At 41.5% G+C, this 22,672-nt stretch carries 24 protein-coding genes; 20 read left to right on the top strand and 4 right to left on the bottom strand.

Annotation, left to right across the window (positions count from 1 at the left end):
- Positions 1-45: 45 nt before the first annotated feature.
- Together T356_RS0107790 and T356_RS18780 are read right to left on the bottom strand one after the other, a co-directional pair.
- Positions 46-993: a 3'-5' exoribonuclease YhaM family protein gene (locus tag T356_RS0107790; protein WP_026514018.1), complete on the bottom strand. Its 948-nt coding sequence runs from the start codon at positions 991-993 to the stop codon at positions 46-48.
- A 24-nt stretch (positions 994-1,017) separates the two neighbouring features.
- Positions 1,018-2,376, bottom strand: coding sequence for a S1C family serine protease (locus tag T356_RS18780; RefSeq protein ID WP_051563266.1), 1,359 nt, complete (start codon positions 2,374-2,376; stop codon positions 1,018-1,020).
- 139 nt (positions 2,377-2,515) lie between these two features.
- On the opposite strand from T356_RS18780, the gene T356_RS0107780 reads away from it, so the two are divergent.
- From T356_RS0107780 to T356_RS0107750, 7 genes are all read left to right on the top strand, one after another.
- Positions 2,516-4,909 carry an endonuclease MutS2 gene (locus T356_RS0107780; protein WP_026514017.1) on the top strand — a complete coding sequence of 798 codons (2,394 nt, stop codon included), beginning with the start codon at positions 2,516-2,518 and terminating at the stop codon, positions 4,907-4,909.
- A gap of 15 nt (positions 4,910-4,924) precedes the next feature.
- Positions 4,925-5,626 (top strand): response regulator transcription factor, encoded by a 702-nt coding sequence (locus T356_RS0107775; RefSeq protein ID WP_026514016.1) that lies wholly within the window; start codon positions 4,925-4,927, stop codon positions 5,624-5,626.
- Positions 5,627-7,063 (top strand): HAMP domain-containing sensor histidine kinase, encoded by a 1,437-nt coding sequence (locus T356_RS0107770; RefSeq protein ID WP_026514015.1) that lies wholly within the window; start codon positions 5,627-5,629, stop codon positions 7,061-7,063.
- A 9-nt stretch (positions 7,064-7,072) separates the two neighbouring features.
- Positions 7,073-7,564: a tRNA (cytidine(34)-2'-O)-methyltransferase gene (locus tag T356_RS0107765; protein WP_026514014.1), complete on the top strand. Its 492-nt coding sequence runs from the start codon at positions 7,073-7,075 to the stop codon at positions 7,562-7,564.
- Between the two features lie 15 nt (positions 7,565-7,579).
- Entirely contained in the window at positions 7,580-9,082 is a 1,503-nt protein-coding gene (rlmD, locus tag T356_RS18775) for a 23S rRNA (uracil(1939)-C(5))-methyltransferase RlmD (RefSeq protein ID WP_051563264.1), read from the top strand.
- A 102-nt stretch (positions 9,083-9,184) separates the two neighbouring features.
- Positions 9,185-10,261 (top strand): acyltransferase family protein, encoded by a 1,077-nt coding sequence (locus T356_RS0107755; protein WP_026514013.1) that lies wholly within the window; start codon positions 9,185-9,187, stop codon positions 10,259-10,261.
- A complete protein-coding gene (locus T356_RS0107750; RefSeq protein WP_026514012.1) occupies positions 10,258-10,692 on the top strand; it encodes a helix-turn-helix domain-containing protein in 435 nt (144 codons plus the stop codon). Before T356_RS0107755 ends, T356_RS0107750 begins: the two co-directional genes overlap by 4 nt.
- A gap of 462 nt (positions 10,693-11,154) precedes the next feature.
- On the opposite strand, the gene T356_RS0107740 is transcribed toward T356_RS0107750, so the two are convergent.
- Positions 11,155-11,511, bottom strand: a complete 357-nt coding sequence (locus tag T356_RS0107740) for a helix-turn-helix domain-containing protein (protein ID WP_035780716.1) — start codon at positions 11,509-11,511, stop codon at positions 11,155-11,157.
- A gap of 113 nt (positions 11,512-11,624) precedes the next feature.
- On the opposite strand from T356_RS0107740, the gene T356_RS0107735 reads away from it, so the two are divergent.
- From T356_RS0107735 to T356_RS0107715, 5 genes are all read left to right on the top strand, one after another.
- Positions 11,625-11,891 carry a hypothetical protein gene (locus T356_RS0107735; RefSeq protein WP_155838995.1) on the top strand — a complete coding sequence of 89 codons (267 nt, stop codon included), beginning with the start codon at positions 11,625-11,627 and terminating at the stop codon, positions 11,889-11,891.
- Entirely contained in the window at positions 11,863-12,705 is an 843-nt protein-coding gene (gene dinD, locus T356_RS0107730) for a DNA damage-inducible protein D (protein WP_026514009.1), read from the top strand. Before T356_RS0107735 ends, dinD begins: the two co-directional genes overlap by 29 nt.
- Positions 12,698-13,645: a hypothetical protein gene (locus T356_RS0107725; protein WP_026514008.1), complete on the top strand. Its 948-nt coding sequence runs from the start codon at positions 12,698-12,700 to the stop codon at positions 13,643-13,645. The genes dinD and T356_RS0107725 overlap by 8 nt, the downstream gene beginning before the upstream one ends.
- A gap of 354 nt (positions 13,646-13,999) precedes the next feature.
- Entirely contained in the window at positions 14,000-14,224 is a 225-nt protein-coding gene (locus T356_RS0107720; RefSeq protein WP_026514007.1) for a helix-turn-helix transcriptional regulator, read from the top strand.
- A complete protein-coding gene (locus T356_RS0107715; protein WP_026514006.1) occupies positions 14,202-14,648 on the top strand; it encodes a hypothetical protein in 447 nt (148 codons plus the stop codon). The genes T356_RS0107720 and T356_RS0107715 overlap by 23 nt, the downstream gene beginning before the upstream one ends.
- Here T356_RS0107715 and T356_RS20285 read toward each other — a convergent pair.
- Complete coding sequence (locus T356_RS20285) at positions 14,645-15,532, bottom strand: helix-turn-helix domain-containing protein (RefSeq protein WP_051563262.1); 888 nt, start codon at positions 15,530-15,532, stop codon at positions 14,645-14,647. The two genes, T356_RS0107715 and T356_RS20285, sit on opposite strands and share 4 nt — an antisense overlap.
- Positions 15,533-15,805: 273 nt before the next feature.
- Here T356_RS20285 and T356_RS0107705 point away from each other — a divergent pair, with 273 nt between their 5' ends.
- The 8 genes from T356_RS0107705 to T356_RS0107670 all read left to right on the top strand — a co-directional run bounded on the left by T356_RS0107705 (position 15,806) and on the right by T356_RS0107670 (position 22,568).
- On the top strand, positions 15,806-16,075 hold the full coding sequence (locus tag T356_RS0107705; protein WP_026514005.1) for an autorepressor SdpR family transcription factor: 270 nt from the start codon (positions 15,806-15,808) through the stop codon (positions 16,073-16,075).
- Entirely contained in the window at positions 16,072-16,758 is a 687-nt protein-coding gene (locus tag T356_RS0107700) for an SdpI family protein (protein ID WP_026514004.1), read from the top strand. Before T356_RS0107705 ends, T356_RS0107700 begins: the two co-directional genes overlap by 4 nt.
- A gap of 141 nt (positions 16,759-16,899) precedes the next feature.
- Positions 16,900-17,718, top strand: a complete 819-nt coding sequence (locus T356_RS0107695) for a helix-turn-helix domain-containing protein (protein ID WP_026514003.1) — start codon at positions 16,900-16,902, stop codon at positions 17,716-17,718.
- A gap of 144 nt (positions 17,719-17,862) precedes the next feature.
- On the top strand, positions 17,863-18,879 hold the full coding sequence (locus T356_RS0107690) for a lysozyme inhibitor LprI family protein (RefSeq protein ID WP_026514002.1): 1,017 nt from the start codon (positions 17,863-17,865) through the stop codon (positions 18,877-18,879).
- A gap of 45 nt (positions 18,880-18,924) precedes the next feature.
- Positions 18,925-19,875, top strand: coding sequence for a hypothetical protein (locus T356_RS0107685; protein WP_026514001.1), 951 nt, complete (start codon positions 18,925-18,927; stop codon positions 19,873-19,875).
- Positions 19,876-19,894: 19 nt separating this feature from the next.
- A complete protein-coding gene (locus T356_RS18765) occupies positions 19,895-20,548 on the top strand; it encodes a TlpA family protein disulfide reductase (RefSeq protein ID WP_051563260.1) in 654 nt (217 codons plus the stop codon).
- Positions 20,549-20,570: 22 nt separating this feature from the next.
- The gene (locus T356_RS18760; protein ID WP_242846575.1) at positions 20,571-21,530 is read left to right on the top strand and encodes a 4Fe-4S binding protein; all 960 of its coding nucleotides are present in this window, start codon (positions 20,571-20,573) and stop codon (positions 21,528-21,530) included.
- Positions 21,531-21,548: 18 nt separating this feature from the next.
- Positions 21,549-22,568: a hypothetical protein gene (locus tag T356_RS0107670; RefSeq protein WP_026514000.1), complete on the top strand. Its 1,020-nt coding sequence runs from the start codon at positions 21,549-21,551 to the stop codon at positions 22,566-22,568.
- The last annotated feature ends 104 nt before the right edge of the window (positions 22,569-22,672 follow it).

Here is a 22,672-nt window from a genome sequence, read left to right as displayed (position 1 = left end):
AGTACCCCGAAGGAAGAATCCTTCGGGGCTTTCTGTTTCACAAGATTAAAAATCTAATTTTGAATCAAAAAGATTTGTTTCGAATAATCTGTTAAATCCCTGCCATCCGGGCTCAGTGATATTGTTTATGATCTCTGTGAAAGTCTCCATTTTGGCATCTGTGTTGTCTGCGAGGTTAAGGGCTACAGCCTCGACAATTGAAGGCTTTTTGGGAGAACCGTATTCGTATTCGCCATGGTGAGCGAGAATGCAGTGAATGAGCTCCTGTTTTAACAATGTCGGGAAACCTTCGATGTTTTTGGCTTTATCGCTGACCATTTCGGCTCCAATAACGATATGTCCGAGGAACTGTCCTTCATCGGTGTAATCGTTTGTTGGGAAGAGGCTAAGCTCCCTGGTTTTTCCGATGTCGTGGAACATTGCCGCAGCAAGGAGAAGATCTCTTTTGAGAACCGGATATGATTTACAGTAATAATCGCAAAGCTTTGTTACACTCAATGTGTGTTCCAACAATCCGCCGATAAAACCGTGATGCACAGTCTTGGCTGCGCTTGATTTGCGGAATTTGCTTATAAAATCTTCGTCCTGAACAAAGAATTCTTCAAGAAGCTTCTTGAGGTAAGGATTCTCGATGCTTCCGATTATTCCAAGAAGCTCTTTGTACATTTCGTTGTTATCTTTTGATGAGACGGGAAGATAGAGCGAAGGGTCATATTCGCCTTCGTGGCACTTTCTTGCACGCTTCACATTGATCTGTATTGCACCGTTAAAGCTTGTCACTTCACCGAAGATATCAAGATAATCTGCGTCGTCGAAGTCATCGATTCCTTCGCTGTTGGGTTCCCAGATCTTGGCATCAACAGTTCCCGTTTTATCCTGAAGTGTAACGGAGAAGTACTCTTTACCGTTCTTTGTTGTTGCACTGAGTTTGTGTTTGCACATGTAGATGTCGGCGATCCTGTCGCCAGGTTTTAAGTCTTTTAAAAATTTCATCAAGATCCTCTTTCTAAAAATATATTAGTCATGTGTTGCGCTTTCAAGCGTAACCTTGGTTTTAAGCTGTGTATAGTCTTTATTGGACTGTCTCATTACAGTAACTGATATTATATCATCCGGAGAATAATCAGCAAGTTTTTTTATAAATTGGTCAAAAGAGATTATCTCGTCATCATCGATTTTCGTTATAATGTCGCCGCTCTGAATCCCTGCGTTCATAGCGGGAGAGGACTGAACCGTAGAAATTACGTATGCGCCGGCGGGCATGTTCATTTCATTTTGGATATCCACAGGTACAGTTGTGCCGCGGATTCCGAATAAAACACGAGTCTCTTTGTTTGAAAGGTCTGTGATAAGGTCTTTTAGTTCAGTGATAGCAATTGCTGAGATATGATTTGGAATACCTTCGCGACTTTTTTTGTCCTTATCTTTGGAAGTGCAGTTCATGTCAATTATTCCGAGAAGCTTGCCGTTTAATCCGACGATTGCTCCTGTGCTGTCGCTGTTTCCGAGCATATCTGTCGTAATATACTTGTAATTTGAGTCGGCAAGATTAAGCGGAGATTTATCAGATGTGATCATCCCGATGGATATTGAGTTCTGTATACCGATGGGACTTCCGACTGCAATCACCGGAACTCCGGTCAAATTCGAAAAGTTTGTATTGGCAAAATCTGCCAGTTTTATACTGGTTCTGGTGCTTTCCTGAAGATTTGAGAGTTTTACGCTGATAACACAAAGGCTGGTCACTGTATCGGCAAGACACATTTCGGCATCAGCCGACGAATTGTCACAAAATTTCACCTTGATACTTTTGGCGTTTTTTACCGCAGATGACGGTACAAGGATAAATAGAGCGGTTCCGTTGTCTGCTACGATAACGCCGGAAGCACCGCCGTTTTCAAAGGAATCACTAAACCAGTTGGTGCTGTTGGTAATACCTGTAACTCTTACAATGCTCCTTGATGCTTCGTCTGCAACATCTTTAAGTGAAGCCACTATTCTGGCATAGTCTGATTCATTGTATGCGTAAGAAGCAATAGCCTCATCTATCTGATTCTTTTGGCTTTCCTCATTCATAGCTTCGCTTTCGGCAATCTCATTATCATCAGCGAACATTTCCTCGGGAGTCAACTCATCGCTTGCCGATTCTTCCGGAAAAGAAACTTTTTCAGGCTGACTTTCGGGATAGAGCTTGTCGCTTAAAAGCGGCTGGAGCAAAAGGAATGTAAGGCAGGCCACCAGTCCGAATACTACAGCCATTGAGGCGGTTATTATCGTTCTGCGCAAAAGCTTTTTTCTGTTTATGGGGCGCTGCTTTATCTTTTCACTTATAAACGAGGTATCTTTCTTGTTTTCATCCTGATCGTTAAAAGGCATATTTTTTCCTCCGTTTTACTATCCAATTATAGCCGCTTTTAAAGATGAATACCAGTCATAACACTAGCCACAGGGGGTTATAAATGATAAACTGTACTTTGGATAATTGTGTGAAAAGGTGGCATTAAGGATTTAAAAAATGAATCAGAAAGCACTTCACGTACTTGAGTACGATAAGATAACAGAAAAACTTACGGAACATGCAAGTTCAGAGCCGGGAAAGAAACTCTGCAGAGAGCTTGTTCCATCTTCTGACATAAAAGAGATCAGAAAAAATCAGCAGAAGACAAAAGACGGAATCGACAGGATATTTAAGAAAGGTTCTATTTCTTTTGGCGACAACAGAGATTTTTCCGGTGTTCTTAAGGCGCTCAAAATAGGCAGCTCTTTGGATGCTGCGAACTTCTTGAGACTGGCGGCTTTTTTGGAAAATGTAAACAGGGTTAAGTCGTACGGAAGACCGCAGAGAGAGGATGAATCAAGGGATTCGTTGTCTGAGAGCTTTGAGCTTTTGGAGCCTTTAACTTTTGTGTCTCAGGAAATCAGAAGGTGCATCGTTTCGGAAGACGAGATCAGTTCTGATGCAAGCCCTGCGCTTAAGCATATCAGACGAGACATGATGCTTACAAACGACCGTATACACGATCAGCTCATGCGAATGATAAACGGATCCATGAGGACATACCTTCAGGATGCGGTTGTTACGATGAGGGGCGACAGATACTGTATTCCTGTAAAAGCTGAATACAAGTCACAGATAAACGGACTAGTGCATGACCAGTCTTCGTCGGGATCGACTCTTTTCATTGAGCCTGCGGCTGTTGTTGAGTTAAATAACAAGCTGAAAGAGCTCATGCTTCAGGAGAGCGCTGAGATTGAGAAGATTCTTGCAGAGCTTAGCATGAAGGTTTCCGAGCATGTAAATGAGATAAAGTATAACGCAGAGATAATGACGGATCTTGATTTTGTTTTTGCGAAGGCTTCTTACGCACTTGAGATAAATGCGATTCCGCCTGTGTTTAACGACCGCCATTATTTTGATATCAGAAAGGGCAGACATCCCTTAATTGACAAGAATAAGGTTGTCCCGATAGATGTTTATGCGGGAAAAGATTTTGGAATGCTGATAATCACGGGACCAAATACCGGTGGTAAGACTGTAACGCTTAAGACAGTAGGTCTTTTGACCATAATGGGACAGGCGGGCCTTGCGATACCTGCAGGTGACAGGTCGGAACTTTCGGTATTTGATGAAGTCTATGCGGATATCGGAGACGAGCAGAGTATTGAGCAGTCGCTTTCAACATTTTCGTCGCATATGACAAATACGGTGTCGATTCTTAAGAATGCAGACGAGAATTCGCTGTGTCTTTTTGATGAGCTCGGTGCGGGAACCGATCCTACAGAGGGAGCGGCTCTTGCTATTTCAATACTTAACGATCTTCATAAGAGAAATATCAGGACGCTTGCGACAACGCACTACAGCGAGCTCAAGGTTTATGCGCTCAATACTGAGGGTGTGCAGAATGCAAGCTGTGAGTTTGATGTGGAGTCATTAAGGCCTACGTACAGGCTTCTTATCGGAATTCCCGGAAAGAGTAATGCTTTTGCAATTTCTTCAAAGCTTGGTCTTTCTGAGGATATCATTAATGCGGCCAAAGAGCAGATAAGCACGGAGGATAAGAAGTTTGAGGATCTTCTTGCGGATCTTGAGGTGAGCAGAAAGACAATCGAGAGCGAGAGGCTTGAGATCGCCGAGTACAAAAAAGAAGTTGAGGATCTTAAGAAGCGCCTTGAGGAAAAATCCGACAAGCTTGATAAACAGCGGGAGGATATTCTGAGGGAGGCTAACGAGCAGGCCAGAGATATACTTCAGGAGGCCAAAAATGTTGCGGATGAGACCATAAGGGCATTTAGAAAAGCCGGTCCCGGAGCATCAATGCAGGATCTTGAGAGAGCCAGAACCGGAGTGGGACAGAAAATCTCCGACAAGAATAAGGCTATTTCTGCAAAGAAGGAGAAGACAAAAGAGACACATCCTATCCTGAAGGAATCGCAGCTTAAGCTTGGAGAATCCGTAAAGATAGTTTCCATGGGGCTTAAGGGAACGATCAGTTCGAAGCCCGATAAGGATGGAAATCTTTATATTCAGTGCGGAATAATGCGAACCAAAGCAAATATCCGCGACCTTGTACTTATAAAGGACGAGGATGGCAAAGCAGCTATGAAGAAGTTTTACGGAAGGTCGTCGGGAAGTAATAAGATGGATCTTTCAAGAGCTGCCAACATAAGAACAGAAGTAAACCTGATCGGCAAGAATAGTGATGATGCGATCGCTGCGCTTGATAAATACCTGGATGATGCTTATATGGCACATCTTAATAACGTGCGGGTTGTGCATGGAAAAGGTGCGGGTATATTGAGACAGGCAGTTCATGCGCATCTTAAGTCAGTGCCCTATGTTAAGTCTTTTAAGCTGGGCGAATTTGGCGAGGGAGATGCCGGAGTTACTATAGTGACGTTTATAAAGTGAGGATAAAGATAAGATATGGTGAGTAAACAGAAAATACTGATAGTAGATGATGACAATAATATTGCGGAACTCATCTCTTTGTATCTTGTAAAAGAGTGTTTTGAGACCAGGATATGTAACGATGGTGAGTCGGCAATAAATACATTTGACAGTTTTAAGCCTAATCTGGTGCTTCTTGACCTGATGCTTCCGGGAATAGACGGATATCAGGTGTGCAGAGAATTAAGAACGGTATCTCAGGTGCCGATAATCATGCTTTCCGCCAAAGGAGAGGTCTTTGATAAGGTTCTGGGACTTGAGATGGGGGCTGATGATTACATGGAAAAGCCCTTTGATTCAAAAGAGCTTGTTGCCAGAGTAAAGGCGGTTCTTCGAAGATACAAGCCGCAGACGCAGGAGCCTGCGGAGTCTGACGATAAGGTTGTAAGATATCCGGATCTTGAGATCAATATGACAAATTATTCGGTTACATACATGGGAGACAGGGTTGATATGCCGCCCAAGGAGATGGAGCTTCTTTACTTCCTTGCAGCTTCTCCGAACCATGTTTTTACAAGAGAGCAGCTTCTTGATCAGATCTGGGGATATGAGTACGTTGGTGATACCAGAACTGTCGATGTGCATATAAAGAGGCTTCGTGAGAAGATAAATGACCATGATAACTGGAGAATAGCAACAATCTGGGGAATCGGATACAAATTCGAGGTGCAACAGTAAATGAAACGTACACTTTACCTAAAATTTCTTTTGGCGTATCTGCTGTTTGGAATTTTCGGGTTTATTGTTGTGGCGACCTTCGTGTATGGGATGACTTATGAGCGCCTTAGGCGTGATAAGGCCGATAACATGTACAGGGTTGCAACGCAGATAGCAAATACATACGCCGCAGATCTTTACAACAGTGAGACTTCGCTTGAAACGGTTCACCAGCAGCTGGTTTCGTTGTCCATGTACATGGATAATTCCGTGATTTGGATAGTTAACCCTTCGGGAAGACTTGTTCTTGATTCTTCAAGAGTTTTCAAGCAGGGGGAAGAAATTGTGATAAAGGACTTCGATCCTACGGTTATCGGTACTTCCTACTACACGACGGGTGATTTCTGGGGACAGTTAAGTGAGGAGAATCTGAGTGTTTTTGCTCCGATAACAGCCAATTACAAGGTGCAGGCATATGTGATAATTCATGAGCCTATATCAGCGATAAAAGCGTCTGCAAATACTTTTTTGGATATATCATATCTGATGTTGCTTGTGTTATTTCTTTTGTCCCTGATAATCCTTATCTTCTTCACTGAGCTCGTGTATATGCCGCTTAGAAAGATCACGACCGCGACAGAGCAGTATGCTGTGGGAAACATGAGCTACGAGTTCTCGGTTGAATCTGAGGATGAGATGGGATATCTTGCTGCTTCGCTTGCGTATATGGCGGGTGAGATAGCAAGGCAGGAGGACGATCAGAGGAAATTTATCGCAAATGTTTCGCATGATTTCAGATCGCCGCTTACATCCATAAAAGGATATCTGGTTGCCATGCAGGACGGGACTATTCCGCCTGAGATGCATGACAGGTATTTGGGAATTGTAATTAATGAGACCGACAGGCTTACAAAGCTCACAAATGAGATGCTTACGCTCAACAATCTGAATACAAAGGGAATGCTCCTTGATAAGAGCGACTTTGATATAAACAGTATTATCAGGACGGTTGCGGAATCTTTTGAGGGAACGTGCCTTAACAAGAATATCGCGATCAATCTGGTCCTTACCGATGACAAGATGTTTGTAAGTGCGGACATGAGCAAGATACAGCAGGTTCTTTACAATCTTGTGGATAACGCTATCAAGTTCAGCAACAAGAATTCCGCCATCAAGATTGAGACTACAGAGAAGCACAACAAGGTTTTTGTTTCGGTAAAAGACAGCGGAATAGGAATACCGAAGGACGATCAGAAGCTTATTTTTGACAGATTCTACAAGTCGGATCTTTCCAGAGGTAAGGATAAGAAGGGTACAGGTCTTGGCCTTGCCATTGTAAAAGAGATAATTAAAGCACACGAAGAAAATATAAATGTCATCAGCACAGAGGGTGTCGGAACGGAATTTATCTTTTCCCTTCCGAAGGCAAAATCCATGGATGCGGATGATGAGGAGTAATAGAAAGATATGCATATAGTTTTACATCAGCCGGAGATACCGCAGAATACAGGAAATATCGGAAGGACATGTGTTGCTACGGGAACTTCGCTGCATCTTATAGAGCCGCTTGGATTCAGGCTCAATGAAAAAGAGCTAAAGCGCGCGGGAATGGACTACTGGGAAAGGCTCGACGTTACAAGGTACATGGACTTTAATGATTTCAAGGAAAAGCACCCCGGGGCAAAGATCTGGATGGCTACCACGAAGGCAAAGCGTTCCTATACCGAAGTTTCTTTTGGCATGGATGATTTCATCATGTTTGGAAAAGAGAGCGCCGGGATTCCCGAGGAGATTCTTGTGGAAAACGAGGAGAACTGTATCAGAATTCCTATGGGAAATGATATCAGATCTTTGAATCTGTCCAATTCTGTGGCGATTGTTTTGTACGAGGCGCTGAGACAGAATGATTTTGAGGGGCTTGAGAAAGAAGGCGAACTTCACAGGCTTCACTGGAAGTAATATCAGGTGGGATATATGAGTGGTAAAAAAGATATTGCGACTGCAGGCTACAAAAAGGATGACGTCCTGACAGTCGATATAACCGATATTGGAAATGATGGAGAGGGCATAGGCAAAATAAATGGCTATACCCTTTTTATTAAGGACGCAGTTATCGGCGATAAAGTCAAAGTGAAGATAATGAAGGCGAAGAAGAACTATGCTTATGCGCATCTTGAAGAAGTTATTGAGCCTTCTAAGCATCGTATAGCGCCAAAGTGCCCTGTTGCAAGACAGTGCGGCGGATGTCAGATACAGAGCATGTCCTATGAGAGGCAGCTTGAATTCAAGCAGAATAAAGTAAGAAACAATATCGTAAGGCTCGGCGGATTTGATGCGGAATTTGTTGATAGTGTGATGAATCCGATCATCAGAATGGATGAACCGTGGGAGTATAGAAATAAAGCACAGTTCCCTGTCGGCTGTGACAAAGAGGGCAAGGTTGTTACGGGCTTTTATGCGGGAAGATCGCACAATATCATTCCAATGACGTCCTGCTGTATCGGAGTTAAAGAGAATGAAGAGATCATGGAGATTATCAGATCTCACATGGTCGATAATCGTGTGCGCCCGTATGATGAAGTTTCCGGAAAAGGCCTTGTGCGCCATGTTCTGATCCGAAAGGGATTTACGAGCGGCGAGATAATGGTATGCCTTGTTATCAATTACAGAGCGGGAGACGGTGGCGCGTCTGTTGAATATATTGCTGCGCAGAAAGGGCTTGTTGAAAAGCTTTCTAAAGTTAAAGGTATGAGCAGTATCTCAGTAAGTATCAATACCGAGAAGACCAACGTGATCATGGGCCTTGAAGTGCATACTGTCTGGGGAAAAGATACAATAAGTGATACTTTGTGCGGACTTAAGTTTGAAATTTCGCCGCTTTCGTTCTATCAGGTGAATCCTGTGCAGACCAAGAAACTGTACGAGCAGGCAATCGAATACGCTGCGCTTTCGGGAAAAGAGACTGTGTGGGATCTCTACTGCGGAATAGGCACGATTACCTTGTCTATGGCAAAGACTGCAGGCAGAGTCTACGGTATCGAGGTAATTCCTGAAGCAATAGAGGATGCCAAAAGGAACGCCGGGCGAAACGGAATAACTAACGCGGAGTTCTACTGCGGCAAAGCAGAAGAAGTCCTTCCCGAGTTCTATGAAAAAAAGAGAAAGACTGTATCCGGCGGAGACGACGGCTCCAGCCTTCACCCTGACGTGATCGTAGTCGATCCTCCCAGAAAAGGCTGCGACTTGGTCTGCCTTGAAACAATGCTTAAGATGCAGCCTGAGAGGATCGTGTACGTAAGTTGTGACTCCGCAACACTCGCAAGAGACCTTCGCATTCTTGCAGACGGAGGTTATTCGCTCAAGGCGATAAGGCCATGCGATATGTTCCCTTGGACTGTGCATGTAGAGACTGTAGTTCTTCTGTCCCAACAAAAACCGGATGATCATATAAAACTATGCGCTCGCAACCAAATTTAACAAAAAATAGCAAAATATGTAAGCTTCGCTTGGTAGACAGGTGGAGCTTACTTTTTTATGATTGAGAAAAATGTTAAAATATTTGGCAAAGGTGGTAGAAATATGAGGAAGGTGTACTTGGATAATATTCGCTGGATAACAGTAGTGCTGGTTGTCATCTATCATGTAATCTACATATTCAACGGTGTAACACAACGTGGCATCATCGGACCTTTCAGTAAACATCAGCCCCAGGATACATATCAGTACATTGTATATCCTTGGTTCATGTTACTTCTGTTTGTGGTATCCGGCATGTCAGCCCGCTATGAACTAAGTAAACGAACAGAAAAGGAATTTATCAGCGTAAGGACGAGAAAGTATCTTGTACCATCAACAATCGGTCTTCTGGTTTTCGGCTGGATTCTTGGCTATTACAACATGCTGATGTCTGGTGCATTTAATTCCATGAACAACGTACCGGGGCCAATCCTTTTCCTGATAATGGCAGTCAGCGGCTCAGGCCCTCTGTGGTACATTCAGATGCTTTGGCTCTTCAGCCTGATACCGGTACTGATCAGAAGGATTGAAAAAGACAGATTCTATAATATCTGTGGTAAAGCAAATCTTTTGACACTTATACTTCTTGTTATACCCGTATATGGAGCGGCGCAGATACTTAATACACCGATAATTGTGGTATACAGATTCGGTATCTACGGATTGGGCTTTATGATTGGCTACTTTGTATTGTCCCATGACGAAGTGATGGATCGACTTGGTAAAAACTGGCTGTTATTAAGCATCCTTGCCTTCGCATCCTGCATAGCCTTTGTGATTTTATATAAAGGTCAGCCTTATCCGGATCACGTAGTTCTGGACACAATCATGTGCAATGTATACGCATGGTTTGGAACTCTCGGTATACTTGCATTCATGAAAAAATGGGGAAATTTCACGAATGCTTTCTCAAAGTGGATGTGCCGAAAATCATGGGGCCTCTACGTATTCCATTATCTGATGATAGCGGTCAGCGGATGGTATCTGCATACATTATGTCCGTTCCTTGCCCCTGTCATCGTATACCTGTTGGTTGCAATAGCAGCATTCGCAGGCTCCTACCTTCTGTATGAAATCATGAGCCGCATACCTTTCATAAGGTGGTGTGTTCTGGGAATAAAAAAGGAGAAGAAAGAATGAGTTTTGCAGACAATCTTATGGAATTAAGAAAGCTTAATAACCTGTCACAGGAGGAAATTGCAGAGAAGATAGGCGTATCCAGGCAGACGATTTCAAAGTATGAGACCGGAGAGTCGCTACCGGACATAAAGAGATGTAAGATGCTGGCTGACCTCTTTGGTGTATCCATGGACGACCTTATCTCATATGAAAAGAATGATTCGGACAACCTGGGATATGCTATACCGCCGAAAGGAAAACATATCTTTGGAATGGTCAAAGTGGGAGATAAGGGTCAGATCGTCATTCCTGCCAAAGCAAGAAAGATCTTCGATATTAAAACAGGCGACAATCTGATTGTCCTCGGAGATGAATTCCAGGGTATAGCTCTTATTAAGGAGACGGGCCTTCTAGGTCTTATCAACAGTGCGAAAGAAAGTATAACTGACTAAAAGAATGTAGGTGAAAGATGATGGAAATAAGAGTTGCTACATATTGGGGATTGAGCGATAAATTTTAGAATAATGTACGTTTAAGCTTCGGTGAAAGTGCCGGAGCTTTTTCTTTTTGCATGAAAATACAGGAATAAATCCCAGACAAAAGATATATATATGAATCTTATAAAGCGTATATGAAGTTCTGTAATAAGAAAACAAAGCCAGAACAAACGTAGTTGATCACATTAAGAATATTTACGAAGAGGGTGAATTAGATGATAATTCAACCTGTCGGAAAATCCGACAGGTTCGGATGGAAGGAAACAGACAGGTCACAAGGGAACTTCCTTTTCAGGAGAACTGCCGGCATTGAAGGATATCGGGGTGGCAAAGAATCATGTCACGTTTACGCTTGATATGGAAGACTATTATCGGATTAAGGACGCAGAGGCAGATAAAGAAAAACGATAATACAAACTAATCGTATTTGGTCAGCTGATGGTAATAACTAAGCAAGCGTTGCAAAGTTGTGTCATCTGCGCTTTGAGTGTTCTTTATCAGTTCAAATAAGATAGGATCACTATTTTTATGGATGTTTATTACATCAGGGGAAATATCATCTGTTTCTCCTGATAAATAGGCAACTGATGTATTCATTTTCTCCGCTATCGATAGTATGACCTGTGGAGAAGGCCTGCGGTCACCTGCTTCATATCTAACGTAGGATGCAGCCGTTAATCCAATCCGCCGTGCAGCTTCAGCTTTAGAAAGGTTAAGCCTTTCTCTTGCAGATTTGAGGCGTTCAGGAATAAGAGTATTATTCGTATGGTTCATAATAACCTCCTTGACAATTACCAATGGCAACACTACAATATTACCATTGGCAATATTGTATAAATCCAGACTTTGAATGTCAAGGAAGGTGACGGATTAAAGATAGAGATGAAATGACGGAGAAGCTGAGAATGGCGCTGAACGTAATGTTTCATGACTCCTATAAAAGCGACACCTGCCGGGACCTCATTGATATTTGGCGTGTTCTCAGGCATATTCAATATAATATTTCTGACAATATTGATAAGAGTCTTTATGATGTGAGAGCTTCCGAACCATACCACGGTGGAACCGAACCGCTTATGCGGGTTCGCATTTTGGAAAAGTTGGAGGTAGCAGGAGGGGAAAGATTTGGAGAAAAAAGCAATAATACAGTATAAGAAGAGATTTGATGATATCAGGCATGAAGAGAATGGCATTGAATTCTGGTATGCAAGAGAGTTGATGGAACTGCTTGAATATGCTCAATGGAGAAATTTTGAGAAGACCATAGAAAAGGCAAAGACTTCTTGTGAAAACAATGGGATAACTGTAACGGATCATTTTGCTGATGTCAGCAAAATGATAAAAATCGGTAAAGGCGGTAATCGAGAAGTTGATGATTATATGCTCACTCGGTATGCCTGCTATCTCATTGCTGAGAATGGAGATCCCCGTAAGGAACAGATCGCATTCGCGCAGAGTTATTTTGCGGTGCAAACAAGAAAGCAGGAACTTATTGAAGAACGAATTGCATATATGGAAAGAACAGAAGCGCGTGGTAAGCTTAGGGAGTCGGAAAAGCGACTATCTCAGAATATCTATGAGCGTGGTGTTGACGATGCCGGGTTTGCAAGAATACGCTCAAAAGGTGATGAGGCTTTATTTGGAGGATATACCACCAAAGAAATGAAAGAACGTCTTGGTGTCAAGGACTCAAGGCCGTTGGCGGATTTTTTGCCGACACTTACAATAGCAGCCAAGAATCTTGCAACAGAGATGACAAATTACAATGTTGAAGAAAAGGATTTACAAGGGGAGTCTGCGATAACGGTTGAACATGTTGACAACAACAGTTCAGTAAGAGAGATGCTGGGGCAAAGGGGAATCAAACCGGAGAATCTTCCTCCTTCTGAGGATATTAGAAAACTGGAAAGAAGAGTACAAAAGGAAGATAAGCAACTTGCTAAGAAATCGGGGAAACTTCATGAATAGAATCAGCCTGTTTAGAACCAGAATAGTGATTGACGACAAGGTATACTTATTAGCAAAGGATGTTAGGAAAGCACTTGGATGCAAAAGCATAGAACAGTTACAAGGTGAATATCCTGAAATAGTTAAACATATTAAAGATTTACCAGCCTTGGTTTTGGAAAGCGATTTTAATACTATCTTAACGTCCGACATAGAAGCGATGAAAAAGCTTAAACATATAGAGATTACGCGCGTTGAGACTTTGCGAAATAACACAGAAGCGATAAAGAGTATCTATCCGCTCAAGTTTATGGTAGCTGGAAAAATGTTTGAGAGTGAAGCTATGATGGCCGGTTATCAGAATGTTAACGAGTATATGGAAGAGGTTGACTATGTTAAGGAAATCAATAACGAAAAAGAAAAACTGATTTCAAGGAGGGATTTGATAGAGAGTATAAGTTTAAGCAGAGTTAAGCCTTCCGAATTGATTGACGCTGATGTCCTTGACAAGAATAATCTTCAAATTCAACAGTATATCCACATCAATAATGGTACTCCTTATCTTGAGAGTTTTATTGTTGGACGGGGCATATTTTTTTCTGTATATGATGATGGCTATGCGTTTGACGAATTGAGAATTGAGAACAAGGACCTTATTGTACCAACATATGATTATGAGGAGGATGATCCAAATAAGAATTATGGTCATGATCCGGGTTTGAGAGACTACAGAGAGTATAGCTGTCTGGAGAATATTTTGTATTTAATTACACATAAAGATGTTGAAGACGCGGGTGTAAATCTTATGAGTTGCAATGCGCCGGGGATTAGTTTTTATATCTCACAGGCTGAAGTGATAAAACTCCTTAACACTAATATGTACAGAGATATAGTACTTATAGATGGTGACATGGATTTTGCTTATTCAAAAACAATTACAAAAGAGTCTTTTATAGAATAAAGAATGTTGTTGAGGTAGCCACTCTATGTCATTATGATATTTGGTCGCTCAAGTAAACAACAGTCGAAACCGTAGTTCTCTTGACGAAGGCAAGCGGTAGCGCAGACTGAATCTAGAGAATACGAGTTGTTCTGGCGAGCGCGAAGTGCGAGAGCAGAACTTCCTTAGAAAAGGACGGCGAAGAGCTTATTGCTGTATTAAAATTGTGAAAAGACATAGATAATCCGATGCGTGTGTATATTACGTATCGGAATTTTTTTGATCAAAGATGTAAAGGGAACTTGTCAAAAATAAAAATGACTGTTATATTAAAAATGTAAAGGAACCTTGTCATAATGACATGGAGGTAATGAAGTGGAAAACCTTGTAGAGAAACTGCGTAAAGAGCGCGGCTTAAATCAAGATGAGTTTGCGGAAGCAATCCGTGTTTCCAGGCAGACGGTCAGCTCTATCGAAAGAGGAAAGTATAATCCTTCGCTTGAGCTGGCATTTACGATAGCGGATTTTTTTGGCAAAACTATTGAAGAAATCTTTATTCATAAGGGGGGTACCGAGGATGGAAAAGAAAAAACTGACTGAAGGCATTATATTTGTTGCAGTAGGCGTTGTTCTAATGTTGGCAGCCTTTTTAACAGAGAGCGTATTAGACGGAATTTTTTCAGGATTTGCCGGAGGGGCTTTGGGCGTTGGAATTGCGATAATCATCAAGTATTTCCGTTGGCTGTCGCCTCAAAATGCAGAAAAGTATCGTAAAATTGAAGAACAAAAAGATATTGCGGTTCACGATGAATTAAATATAAAACTACGTGATCAATCATGTAGGATAGTTTATAAAATTAATTTTTGGATACTTTGCCTTTCTATGCCGGCTTTTTCTATTCTAGGAGCAATGGGGGTAATAAAAGAGTACAAGATTATTGTAATGTATCTGTTTGCGCTTCTTGTTGCACAGGTTGTGTTGGGATGCGTTGTATTTAATCAGTTGAGAAAAAAGTATTGCTAGTGTCTTGGCAAGACACTAGTGCTGCATATTGTTGTAGCTATCACAGAAATCCCTGCAACAATAGCTACAATCGCGGTTCTAATGATGAGATCTTTTGTCATGCCCTGAAAAGAGTTCATGTTATGCATACAATCTCCGTATAACGTAGCTATATAAATTGAGGCGATGGAAATGAACCATCCCCAATGGATGGCTTCGTCATGTTTTTCGTATTTATACATTTGGATGATAAGTAATATCAGGTTCACAGTGAAGGCAAATATCAAGATGTTATTCATAAATGGTCCTATTGATGATGGCTCCATTCCGAAAGGGATTGAGCCATTTGCGGTCTTTAACATGATAATCCACGTTGATAAAGTGCTTCCTATGAGTGTAAGTGTTGAAATTAGCTTTGAAATTGTGGAAAACTTATTTGAATTTGTATTTAATTGTTTATTTGAGGAGCAGACGAGTGCTGTCATGCCAAATGTAATTATCATCAACATCAAATAAACCCAAACAGGCTTGCTGTCAAAGATAAAACTGTTATTTCCAAGCGCTGAAAATCCAGATATTATGCAACAAATAATGGGCAAAATTTGTAAACAGTGCCTGATAATTTTTCTTTTATTCTCACGTTGTTGAAGCTTTGCAGCTCTGACAATCTCAATCAATGCAGTTTCATCGAAGCTGCATTTGTTTCCGGTAACAATGTCTTGTATGTGTAGATCTAGAGTTGTTGCCAGATTCTCCAACAATCCAACGTCAGGGAAACTTTCTCCTTTTTCCCATCTGGAAACAGCTTTATTACTAACACCAAGTAAAGCGCCCAGTTCACTTTGCGTATAGTTCTTTTTAATTCTTGCTTCTTTAATCAGAGCGCCGGTTTTCATTTTATCCATGTGCTCAGCCTCCTTTTTTGCACTTTAAGTGTATCAGTAGGAATGCCTGTTATCAATCTATTGTAACGAGAACAAGTCAAAGGGACGGTTCAGCTGTCATGTCTGTCATTTTTGACATGAATGGAAGCATGGTAGCAGAACCGTCTTTTTAAGATTATGAACAGCATGACATAACAAATTTTATATGCCTCTTGACGAAGAAAGGTATGTAGCCATATGATGATTATGGTATTTAAAATATTTTTTAAATAGTTTCGGAAAAGAGTGTATCGTATGGGCGAAACAAATATATTCAAGGTGCTTGCCGATAAACAGCGGCGCGATATTCTTGTAATGCTTAAGGATGGCAGGATGAATGCCGGAGAGATTGCGGAAAAGCTTGAAATAACCCCGGCGGCTCTGTCTTATCATCTAAAGCTTCTTAAAGGTGCAGACCTCATCATGGAGTATAAGCAGAAAAACTTTATCTATTATGAGATCAACACAACAGTATTTGAGGAGCTGATTTTGTGGATTGGACAGTTTGGAGGAGGGAGAAAATGAAAAAGATAATGTGGAGCATCTCTTTTATTATGTTGATAGGAACAATTATCGCGATTCAATTTTTACCGGAGAGTGTTCCTATGCATTATGATGCGGCAGGAAATGTTACACGGTGGGGCTCTAAAAATGAAAATCTGATTTTTCCGATTATGACTTTGGTTGTGGCACTCGTCTGGACATGTTGCATGGCTTATTATGAGAAAAAGGCTTTGAAATCCAATGATGAAAAGGAGAGTGCCGGCGCTAGATCAAATGCCAAAGTGATTGGCTATGTGGGTGTGGGAATGGCATTAATGTACACTGTAATGCAGGGATTTATATTATTGGGAGAATATAAAGGGGCTATTTCGGGAGCGACAAAGGAAGTTGTTGATATTGGGAAAATATCAGTAATTATGATGGGAGGACTATATATATGGCTTGGGAATATCATGCCCAAAACACGAATGAATACGACGGTTGGGGTAAAGATAAGCTGGAGCATGTATAATGACACAACTTGGAAAAAGAGCAATCGCTTCGGAGGTGTTGCATTTGTTATCGCCGGAGTTCTTACGATTATCACTGCATTTATAATGAAAAGTTCGTTTGGTTCGTTAATGCTTTCGATAGGATATATATGCGTGGCATCAATTGTAACTTTTGCTTATGCGTATAAAGTTTACAAAGCTGAAGTAAAATGAAAAGAGCTTGGATGAACCGGCCCTTTGCCTTCTTGCAATGAAAAGATACTCAACCACCGGTTGAGTTGCCTAATTCAACCTATAATTCGTGTACATCCGCTTACAGAAAATGTAAAGTCCGGTATGAAAGGAGACAATTTGATGAATCAGATAGAGACCGGGAAATTTATCGCAGCTTGCAGAAAAGAAAAGGGTATGACACAGGCTCAATTAGCAGAAAAGCTAAATATAACTGACAGAGCAGTTTCTAAATGGGAGACCGGAAAGAGTATGCCTGATTCTTCTATAATGCTTGAGCTTTGCAATATCCTGGGTGTAACAGTCAACGAATTATTGAGCGGAGAGAGGATAGAAGTGAATAACTACGAAGAGAAAGCCAGTGAAAATCTCATTGAGCTTAAGAAGAAAGATGAGAACAATATAAACAAAAATGTAGTGATATCAATTATCTATACGATAACTATGGCGATTGGAATAATGGTCTGCTTTATATGCGATGTCGCTATCACAGGGACATTGACGTGGTCGCTTATAACTTTAAATTCGATAATGTTTGCATGGATAATATCTTTTCCGGTGATATTACTTGGGAAAAAAGGTGTTCTGATAGCGCTTATCGTTTGCAGCATTTTTGTTTTTCCATTTCTCTATATACTTGGAGCGCTTATAAAAGTGCGTGAAGTATTCAGTATCGGCGCGGTGATGGCAATAATTGCACTAGCCTTTTTGTGGGGTGTCTATATTCTGTTCAAACGTTTTGTAGGAAGGAAGATGTTATCCGCGGGACTTGCCGTTTTACTGGCGATTCCGTTCACTCTTGTAGTGAATATAACATTGTCCAAGATGGTAGGTGAACCGGCAATTGATGTATTTGACGTTATGTCAGGTTTTGTCCTGCTGATAGTAGCGGCAGCATTTTTCTTCGGAGATTATGCTAAGAAAAATGGCTATTTAAAATAAAAATACATAAAGGAGCCAAACGCGAAAATGCCTTAAATTTCACGCTTGGCTCCTTTTTCATGCGAAAAATTTTGACAAAAATACATTTTAGAATTATACTGTACTAACAGAACTAGTACACATAGTTTTAACAGGAGTAGTTTTATGAAGAAAAAAGTATTATCGGCAACATTGTTATTGTGCATTTGTTTTGGGGCGACAGGATGTGGAGCGGCTGCGTCGGATGCGGTGAACGCAAGTCCGGCTGAAACGACGGAAGCGGAAATGGTTTCTGAGGAAGCGGCTGCGGAATATTCGACACCTGTGGCATCGGAAGAGTCATCTTTAATGCCTATTGATGAGTGGGAAGAACACTGGACAGAAATCATGGGTGGAGAAGAGGCTAAAGCAGACTACGATGCAATGCAGTATGATGAGAGTGCTGTTAAGTCCAAAGTTGATGAAGTGATAAAAAACAGCAAATCAATTGCTGAGGAAATTGAAGGTATAGAAAATATTGTAAATAGTTTGAATGGATATCGAAATGAAGATTTAAAGCAACAGGATATGAATAATGCAAGCGCATTTGAGCCTTACGCTTGGGAAACTGAAATGGATAGTCTTTTGAAAAGAGCGCTTGAAGAGGCAGATGCGTCAAAGAAGGAGAGTATTCAATCTGAACAGGATGCTTGGAAAGCTTATTTTGACCGTTGCTTCAAGGTCCTTGAGTATGATGAAGGTTCATGGGCGGATATGCAGAACAGTGTATTAAACGCAAGATTTCTTAGGAATCGATGCTATATCCTGGCGAAGACGCTTTCTGATATCAGAGGCGAAAATTATGAATTGCCAAAAAGATTTTTTATGGAAAACACTTATGTAGGCGATGATGGTATGCTGGATATATCTGAAGGAATGGAAGGCGGATCTATAGCGATAACAGTAGTGAACAGAAAGACAGAATCAGAGCTTCTTTGTTATGATCCGCTTATCAATGACAATACCATTGTTTTTGAGACTACATTTACAGATGGCGGAGAGAAGATCAATACAAATGATGGAGATAAACCTATTGCAGGAAAAATCACATATGGTTGGGACGGTGCTACGCTGACCATAACTGAGTCCGGAGATAAGGATTTGCCTGTAGGGACAACAATTAACTTCCCGACTGCAATGTAAGCAGAGGTGGGAACGAGCTTCTTTAGGGAGAAAGAGAGGATAGTTATGAAAATGAAGAAATTGGTATGTATGGCTCTTCCGGTGGTTTCAATGCTTTTTGTGGCATGTACCCCGATTGACATTAGCAAGCTGGGAGCCGGAGAGCAGCAGGCTGACAGCACAGCTGAGGCTTCTGAGGAGACGTCAGAAGCTGCATCTGAGGGTGATTCTGCAGAGGCGGACAATGCTGTCGAAGATGGTGAATTCTTTTTTGAGGTATTGGAAAAGAATGAGAAGAAAGAAGCAGATATTGGAAATGACGGTAAGATGGACACGCTTCTTTTGGAAATTAATGAAGATGGGGAAGGCCAGTTTAAGGTGAATGATAAGGCTGTTGAGTTTAAAATTCCTGTAGAAGGCGGTGCGCTGTATGGAGATTCAAGCGTTATTTTTGTTCACAGATCTGACGGAGATTATTTTTTACATGAAACTGAAGGCGGAGAATCAGACTATGGAAGAGTAGAACTGTATAAGTGGAATGACGGTTCGTTGGAGTTTGTGGATAAAATTAATGAAGGACCGTCCAGACTGCAGTTCGATGATAAGAATGGTACAAAGACCTATGCCATAACTGCTAAAGAAGTTATTATAGAAACAAGGTTTGATATTTTGGGAAGCTGGAAGTGCAAGAAAGAGTTTACCTACGGAGACAATGGATTTGATACCCTTGATTGGAAACATCATCCTATAGAGCCGCTTATTGAGGGCGCAGATGCCGGTCTGGAATTGAAAAAAGATGTGACATTTACCGATGATTCCGGCGAAGAACCCAAAACAGCCAAGGCCGGTGAGAAGATATATCCTTGTGATATATACCAGAACTGTGTTGGATTTAATTCGGAAAGCGGAGAGTTTTTGGGATATCTCATATGTGATTACAATGAAACGGATTATAAGCAGTACATTGACGGAGTGTGCGAGGACGATTTGTTTGTAAACAATCTGTATGTTGGATGATCTGAAGGAGGATTGAACTATGAGCAGATGTAAAAAATTACTGGCCGTTATTTTAGGCATGAGTTTATGTTTGTCGGCATTTACGGCATGTGCGGATGGATGCGATGCCGACAGTCAGAATGGAGAAGCTCAGGAGAATGCTGAGGATGCTTCAAACACTGATAGCGTCGACACTGAGGCTTTAGTGGATGATTCTGATGAAGATGCGGGCGTCGAAGTTGCCGAAGCGAATGTTGCAATAAAAGACCTCAAAGAAGGCGATGAGGCTCCGAGCTTTACAGCTAAACTTGTTGACGGAACCGAGTTCAAAATGTCAGAACACAAAGATGATGTTGTGCTCCTTAATTTCTTTGCGTCATGGTGTGGTCCGTGCATGGGTGAGATGCCTGCCTTCCAGATGCTCAAGGATGACAATATTTCTAACCTTGCGATATTGTGCGTAAACTGCATGGAAGATAAAGAAACTGTCGATGCGCTTGTTAAGGACGAAGGATTTACTTTCCCTATTGCTTATGATGAAGATGGTGCGATTGAAGCATACTATCCTACCGATGGTATTCCTTACACACTTGTGATCAAAAACGGCGTGATCGAGAAAATATATGTCGGAGCAGCGGATGCCGAAACCCAGTACAAGGAGTACAAAGATGCCATCGATGCTTGCATGAAGTGATGACGAACGGAGGCACATGAAAGTGAGAGAGCATTTTAAAAAGTTTTCAAGACGTTATGTGCAGCTAATATCCGCAGTTCTGTATAACTGTAATGTAAAAGGTTTTGCAAGCGGCAAGATCTGGAAGGGAAACAGCAAAGGAATGTGTGCTCCCGGACTTAACTGTTATTCGTGTCCGGGGGCAGTTATTTCCTGCCCTTTGGGAAGTCTGCAGTCAGCGCTTGTCTCTTCAAAGTACAAGTTCCCGTATTATGTCCTCGGAACGCTTTTACTTATGGGCTTGTTTCTTGGGCGTTTTATCTGCGGCTTTCTGTGTCCTTTTGGATTGATTCAGGAACTTTTACACAAGATACCTACACCAAAGCTGGAAAAAAGTAAGTTTACAAGAGGGCTGACACTTATAAAATATGTTTTGCTTGTCATATTTGCGGTTATGATACCGGTATTTATCGGCGCACCGGGCTTTTGTAAATATATCTGTCCGGCCGGAACGCTTGAGGCGGGAATACCGCTTACGATAATGCAGGAGAAGTTGCGTCCTCTCATTGGGGCGTTGTTTTCCTGGAAAGTTGCGATGCTCATTGTTACAGTGACAATCTGTGTATTTGCATATCGCGGTTTTTGCAGGTTTTTGTGTCCGCTTGGGGCTATATATTCTTTTTTTCAACCCGTTTCATTCTTTGGAGTGCAGGTTGATGAGACAAAATGTATTCATTGCGACGCTTGTATCAGAAATTGCAAGATGGATGTGAAAAAAGTCTGCGACAGAGAATGCATACAGTGCGGAGAGTGTATACAGCATTGCCCTGTAGATGCGATAAATATTGGTGTCAGGAAGACAGATAAGAAAAAGAAATTAATATGGTCAGTGGTGTTGATGGCAGCTCTGATCCTTATTGTCGTCGGAATAAAAAACAAAGGATTTCATGATGTTATGAGCAAAGCGATTCGCTTGTGCTATGAATGTATGGGGATAGGATAAAGTTTTAAGGAGTAAAAAATGAAAAAGGTTAATTTGCTTATTATGGCCGGAGTATTGTCGGTCGCAATGATGGGATGCACATCCGTCGAGGAGGCGAAGGGGATGCTCGAGTCTTCTGAAGCTGCGCAGGATGATCAGGAAGTCGCAGAGAGTGCTGATAATTCAGCTGATCAGAATGGCGAAAAAGACTCTGAAGGAAGCGAATTGTTTGAGGCTTTCCTTGCAGGCAGCGGTACTTTGAGCTTTGATTATTACATGAACAATATTTTTGTTGAACAAGAATTATTATTTTATGAAGATGAAACGGTAAAGAATTGTTTTTCGGGAAAAGAGTATACTCTTCGCGATATGAAGGATTCTCTTAACAAATACTATGGAGACGGCGTTGGAACGTTTGAGTATGCATACATTGATTGTGGCGCAGACGGAGAAAAAGAGATGGCTCTTAGGATCCAAGGTCCGTTTGTTGAACCGGGCAGTTCAATGACATTTGTGATTAAAGAAATGAATTCGCAGCTTCAGGTTGTTTATGCTTACGCTGGGTGGTCACGCAGTTCGCCGGATATCAACGAGTATGGATATATTACCGGCAGAGATAGCAATGGAGCCACAAACCACGGATATTATGTTCAATATATAAATGCTGACGGAAGATGTGATTATGGATATTACGAGGAAGAAGAATCAGATATCGAACAGTTTGAGATGAGCTTTACACGTGAAGGAAATGAAACGCCCGAATACAAAGGCCATCTGTGTTTCTATACATTGAGAATGGAACCCTATGATGAAAATTCTACAAATGAAGAGTATTATTCTTATGCTGTATATGATTCCGAAACATTTGAGGAGATGAATGTTCCGGGCCTTTACACGGACAGCCCTTATAAGACTATAGCGGATTCATTTAAGGACATAAAGTTTATTACAATGGATGAATTAATGCAAAAGGAAGAAGAGAAACTCGAGAAAATTGGTGTAACCGAGCAGATAAAGAACGGAGAAATACCGGAATACACTGAAGTAAAAATAAAATAATAAAGAACAAAGAGTTGCTTTGCAACTCTTTGCGCGCCGATGCGCGCAAGCTTTAGCTTGCATAATTCATCTGCGCATCGGTCGCATCCATAGCGGAGCGTTTT

Source organism: Butyrivibrio sp. LB2008, assembly GCF_000621565.1.
Taxonomy (GTDB): Bacteria; Bacillota; Clostridia; order Lachnospirales; family Lachnospiraceae; genus Butyrivibrio.
Note: the sequence above shows the minus strand (reverse complement) of the source record. Positions and strands in the feature narration are given on the sequence as shown.

Excerpts from the sequence above, each read along its gene's own strand:
- T356_RS0107670 (WP_026514000.1), top strand. The coding sequence starts at position 21,549 with ATGAAAAAGGTTAATTTGCTTATTATGGCCGGAGTATTGTCGGTCGCA.
- T356_RS0107700 (WP_026514004.1), top strand. The coding sequence starts at position 16,072 with ATGAAAAAGATAATGTGGAGCATCTCTTTTATTATGTTGATAGGAACA.
- T356_RS0107735 (WP_155838995.1), top strand. The coding sequence starts at position 11,625 with ATGACGGAGAAGCTGAGAATGGCGCTGAACGTAATGTTTCATGACTCC.
- T356_RS0107755 (WP_026514013.1), top strand. The coding sequence starts at position 9,185 with ATGAGGAAGGTGTACTTGGATAATATTCGCTGGATAACAGTAGTGCTG.
- T356_RS20285 (WP_051563262.1), bottom strand. The coding sequence starts at position 15,532 with ATGGATAAAATGAAAACCGGCGCTCTGATTAAAGAAGCAAGAATTAAA.
- T356_RS0107775 (WP_026514016.1), top strand. The coding sequence starts at position 4,925 with ATGGTGAGTAAACAGAAAATACTGATAGTAGATGATGACAATAATATT.
- T356_RS0107705 (WP_026514005.1), top strand. The coding sequence starts at position 15,806 with ATGGGCGAAACAAATATATTCAAGGTGCTTGCCGATAAACAGCGGCGC.
- rlmD (WP_051563264.1), top strand. The coding sequence starts at position 7,580 with ATGAGTGGTAAAAAAGATATTGCGACTGCAGGCTACAAAAAGGATGAC.
- T356_RS0107740 (WP_035780716.1), bottom strand. The coding sequence starts at position 11,511 with ATGAACCATACGAATAATACTCTTATTCCTGAACGCCTCAAATCTGCA.
- T356_RS0107780 (WP_026514017.1), top strand. The coding sequence starts at position 2,516 with ATGAATCAGAAAGCACTTCACGTACTTGAGTACGATAAGATAACAGAA.
- T356_RS0107790 (WP_026514018.1), bottom strand. The coding sequence starts at position 993 with ATGAAATTTTTAAAAGACTTAAAACCTGGCGACAGGATCGCCGACATC.
- T356_RS0107770 (WP_026514015.1), top strand. The coding sequence starts at position 5,627 with ATGAAACGTACACTTTACCTAAAATTTCTTTTGGCGTATCTGCTGTTT.
- T356_RS0107750 (WP_026514012.1), top strand. The coding sequence starts at position 10,258 with ATGAGTTTTGCAGACAATCTTATGGAATTAAGAAAGCTTAATAACCTG.
- T356_RS18765 (WP_051563260.1), top strand. The coding sequence starts at position 19,895 with ATGAGCAGATGTAAAAAATTACTGGCCGTTATTTTAGGCATGAGTTTA.
- T356_RS0107765 (WP_026514014.1), top strand. The coding sequence starts at position 7,073 with ATGCATATAGTTTTACATCAGCCGGAGATACCGCAGAATACAGGAAAT.
- T356_RS0107685 (WP_026514001.1), top strand. The coding sequence starts at position 18,925 with ATGAAAATGAAGAAATTGGTATGTATGGCTCTTCCGGTGGTTTCAATG.
- T356_RS18780 (WP_051563266.1), bottom strand. The coding sequence starts at position 2,376 with ATGCCTTTTAACGATCAGGATGAAAACAAGAAAGATACCTCGTTTATA.
- T356_RS0107695 (WP_026514003.1), top strand. The coding sequence starts at position 16,900 with ATGAATCAGATAGAGACCGGGAAATTTATCGCAGCTTGCAGAAAAGAA.
- T356_RS0107715 (WP_026514006.1), top strand. The coding sequence starts at position 14,202 with ATGGAAAAGAAAAAACTGACTGAAGGCATTATATTTGTTGCAGTAGGC.
- T356_RS0107690 (WP_026514002.1), top strand. The coding sequence starts at position 17,863 with ATGAAGAAAAAAGTATTATCGGCAACATTGTTATTGTGCATTTGTTTT.
- T356_RS0107725 (WP_026514008.1), top strand. The coding sequence starts at position 12,698 with ATGAATAGAATCAGCCTGTTTAGAACCAGAATAGTGATTGACGACAAG.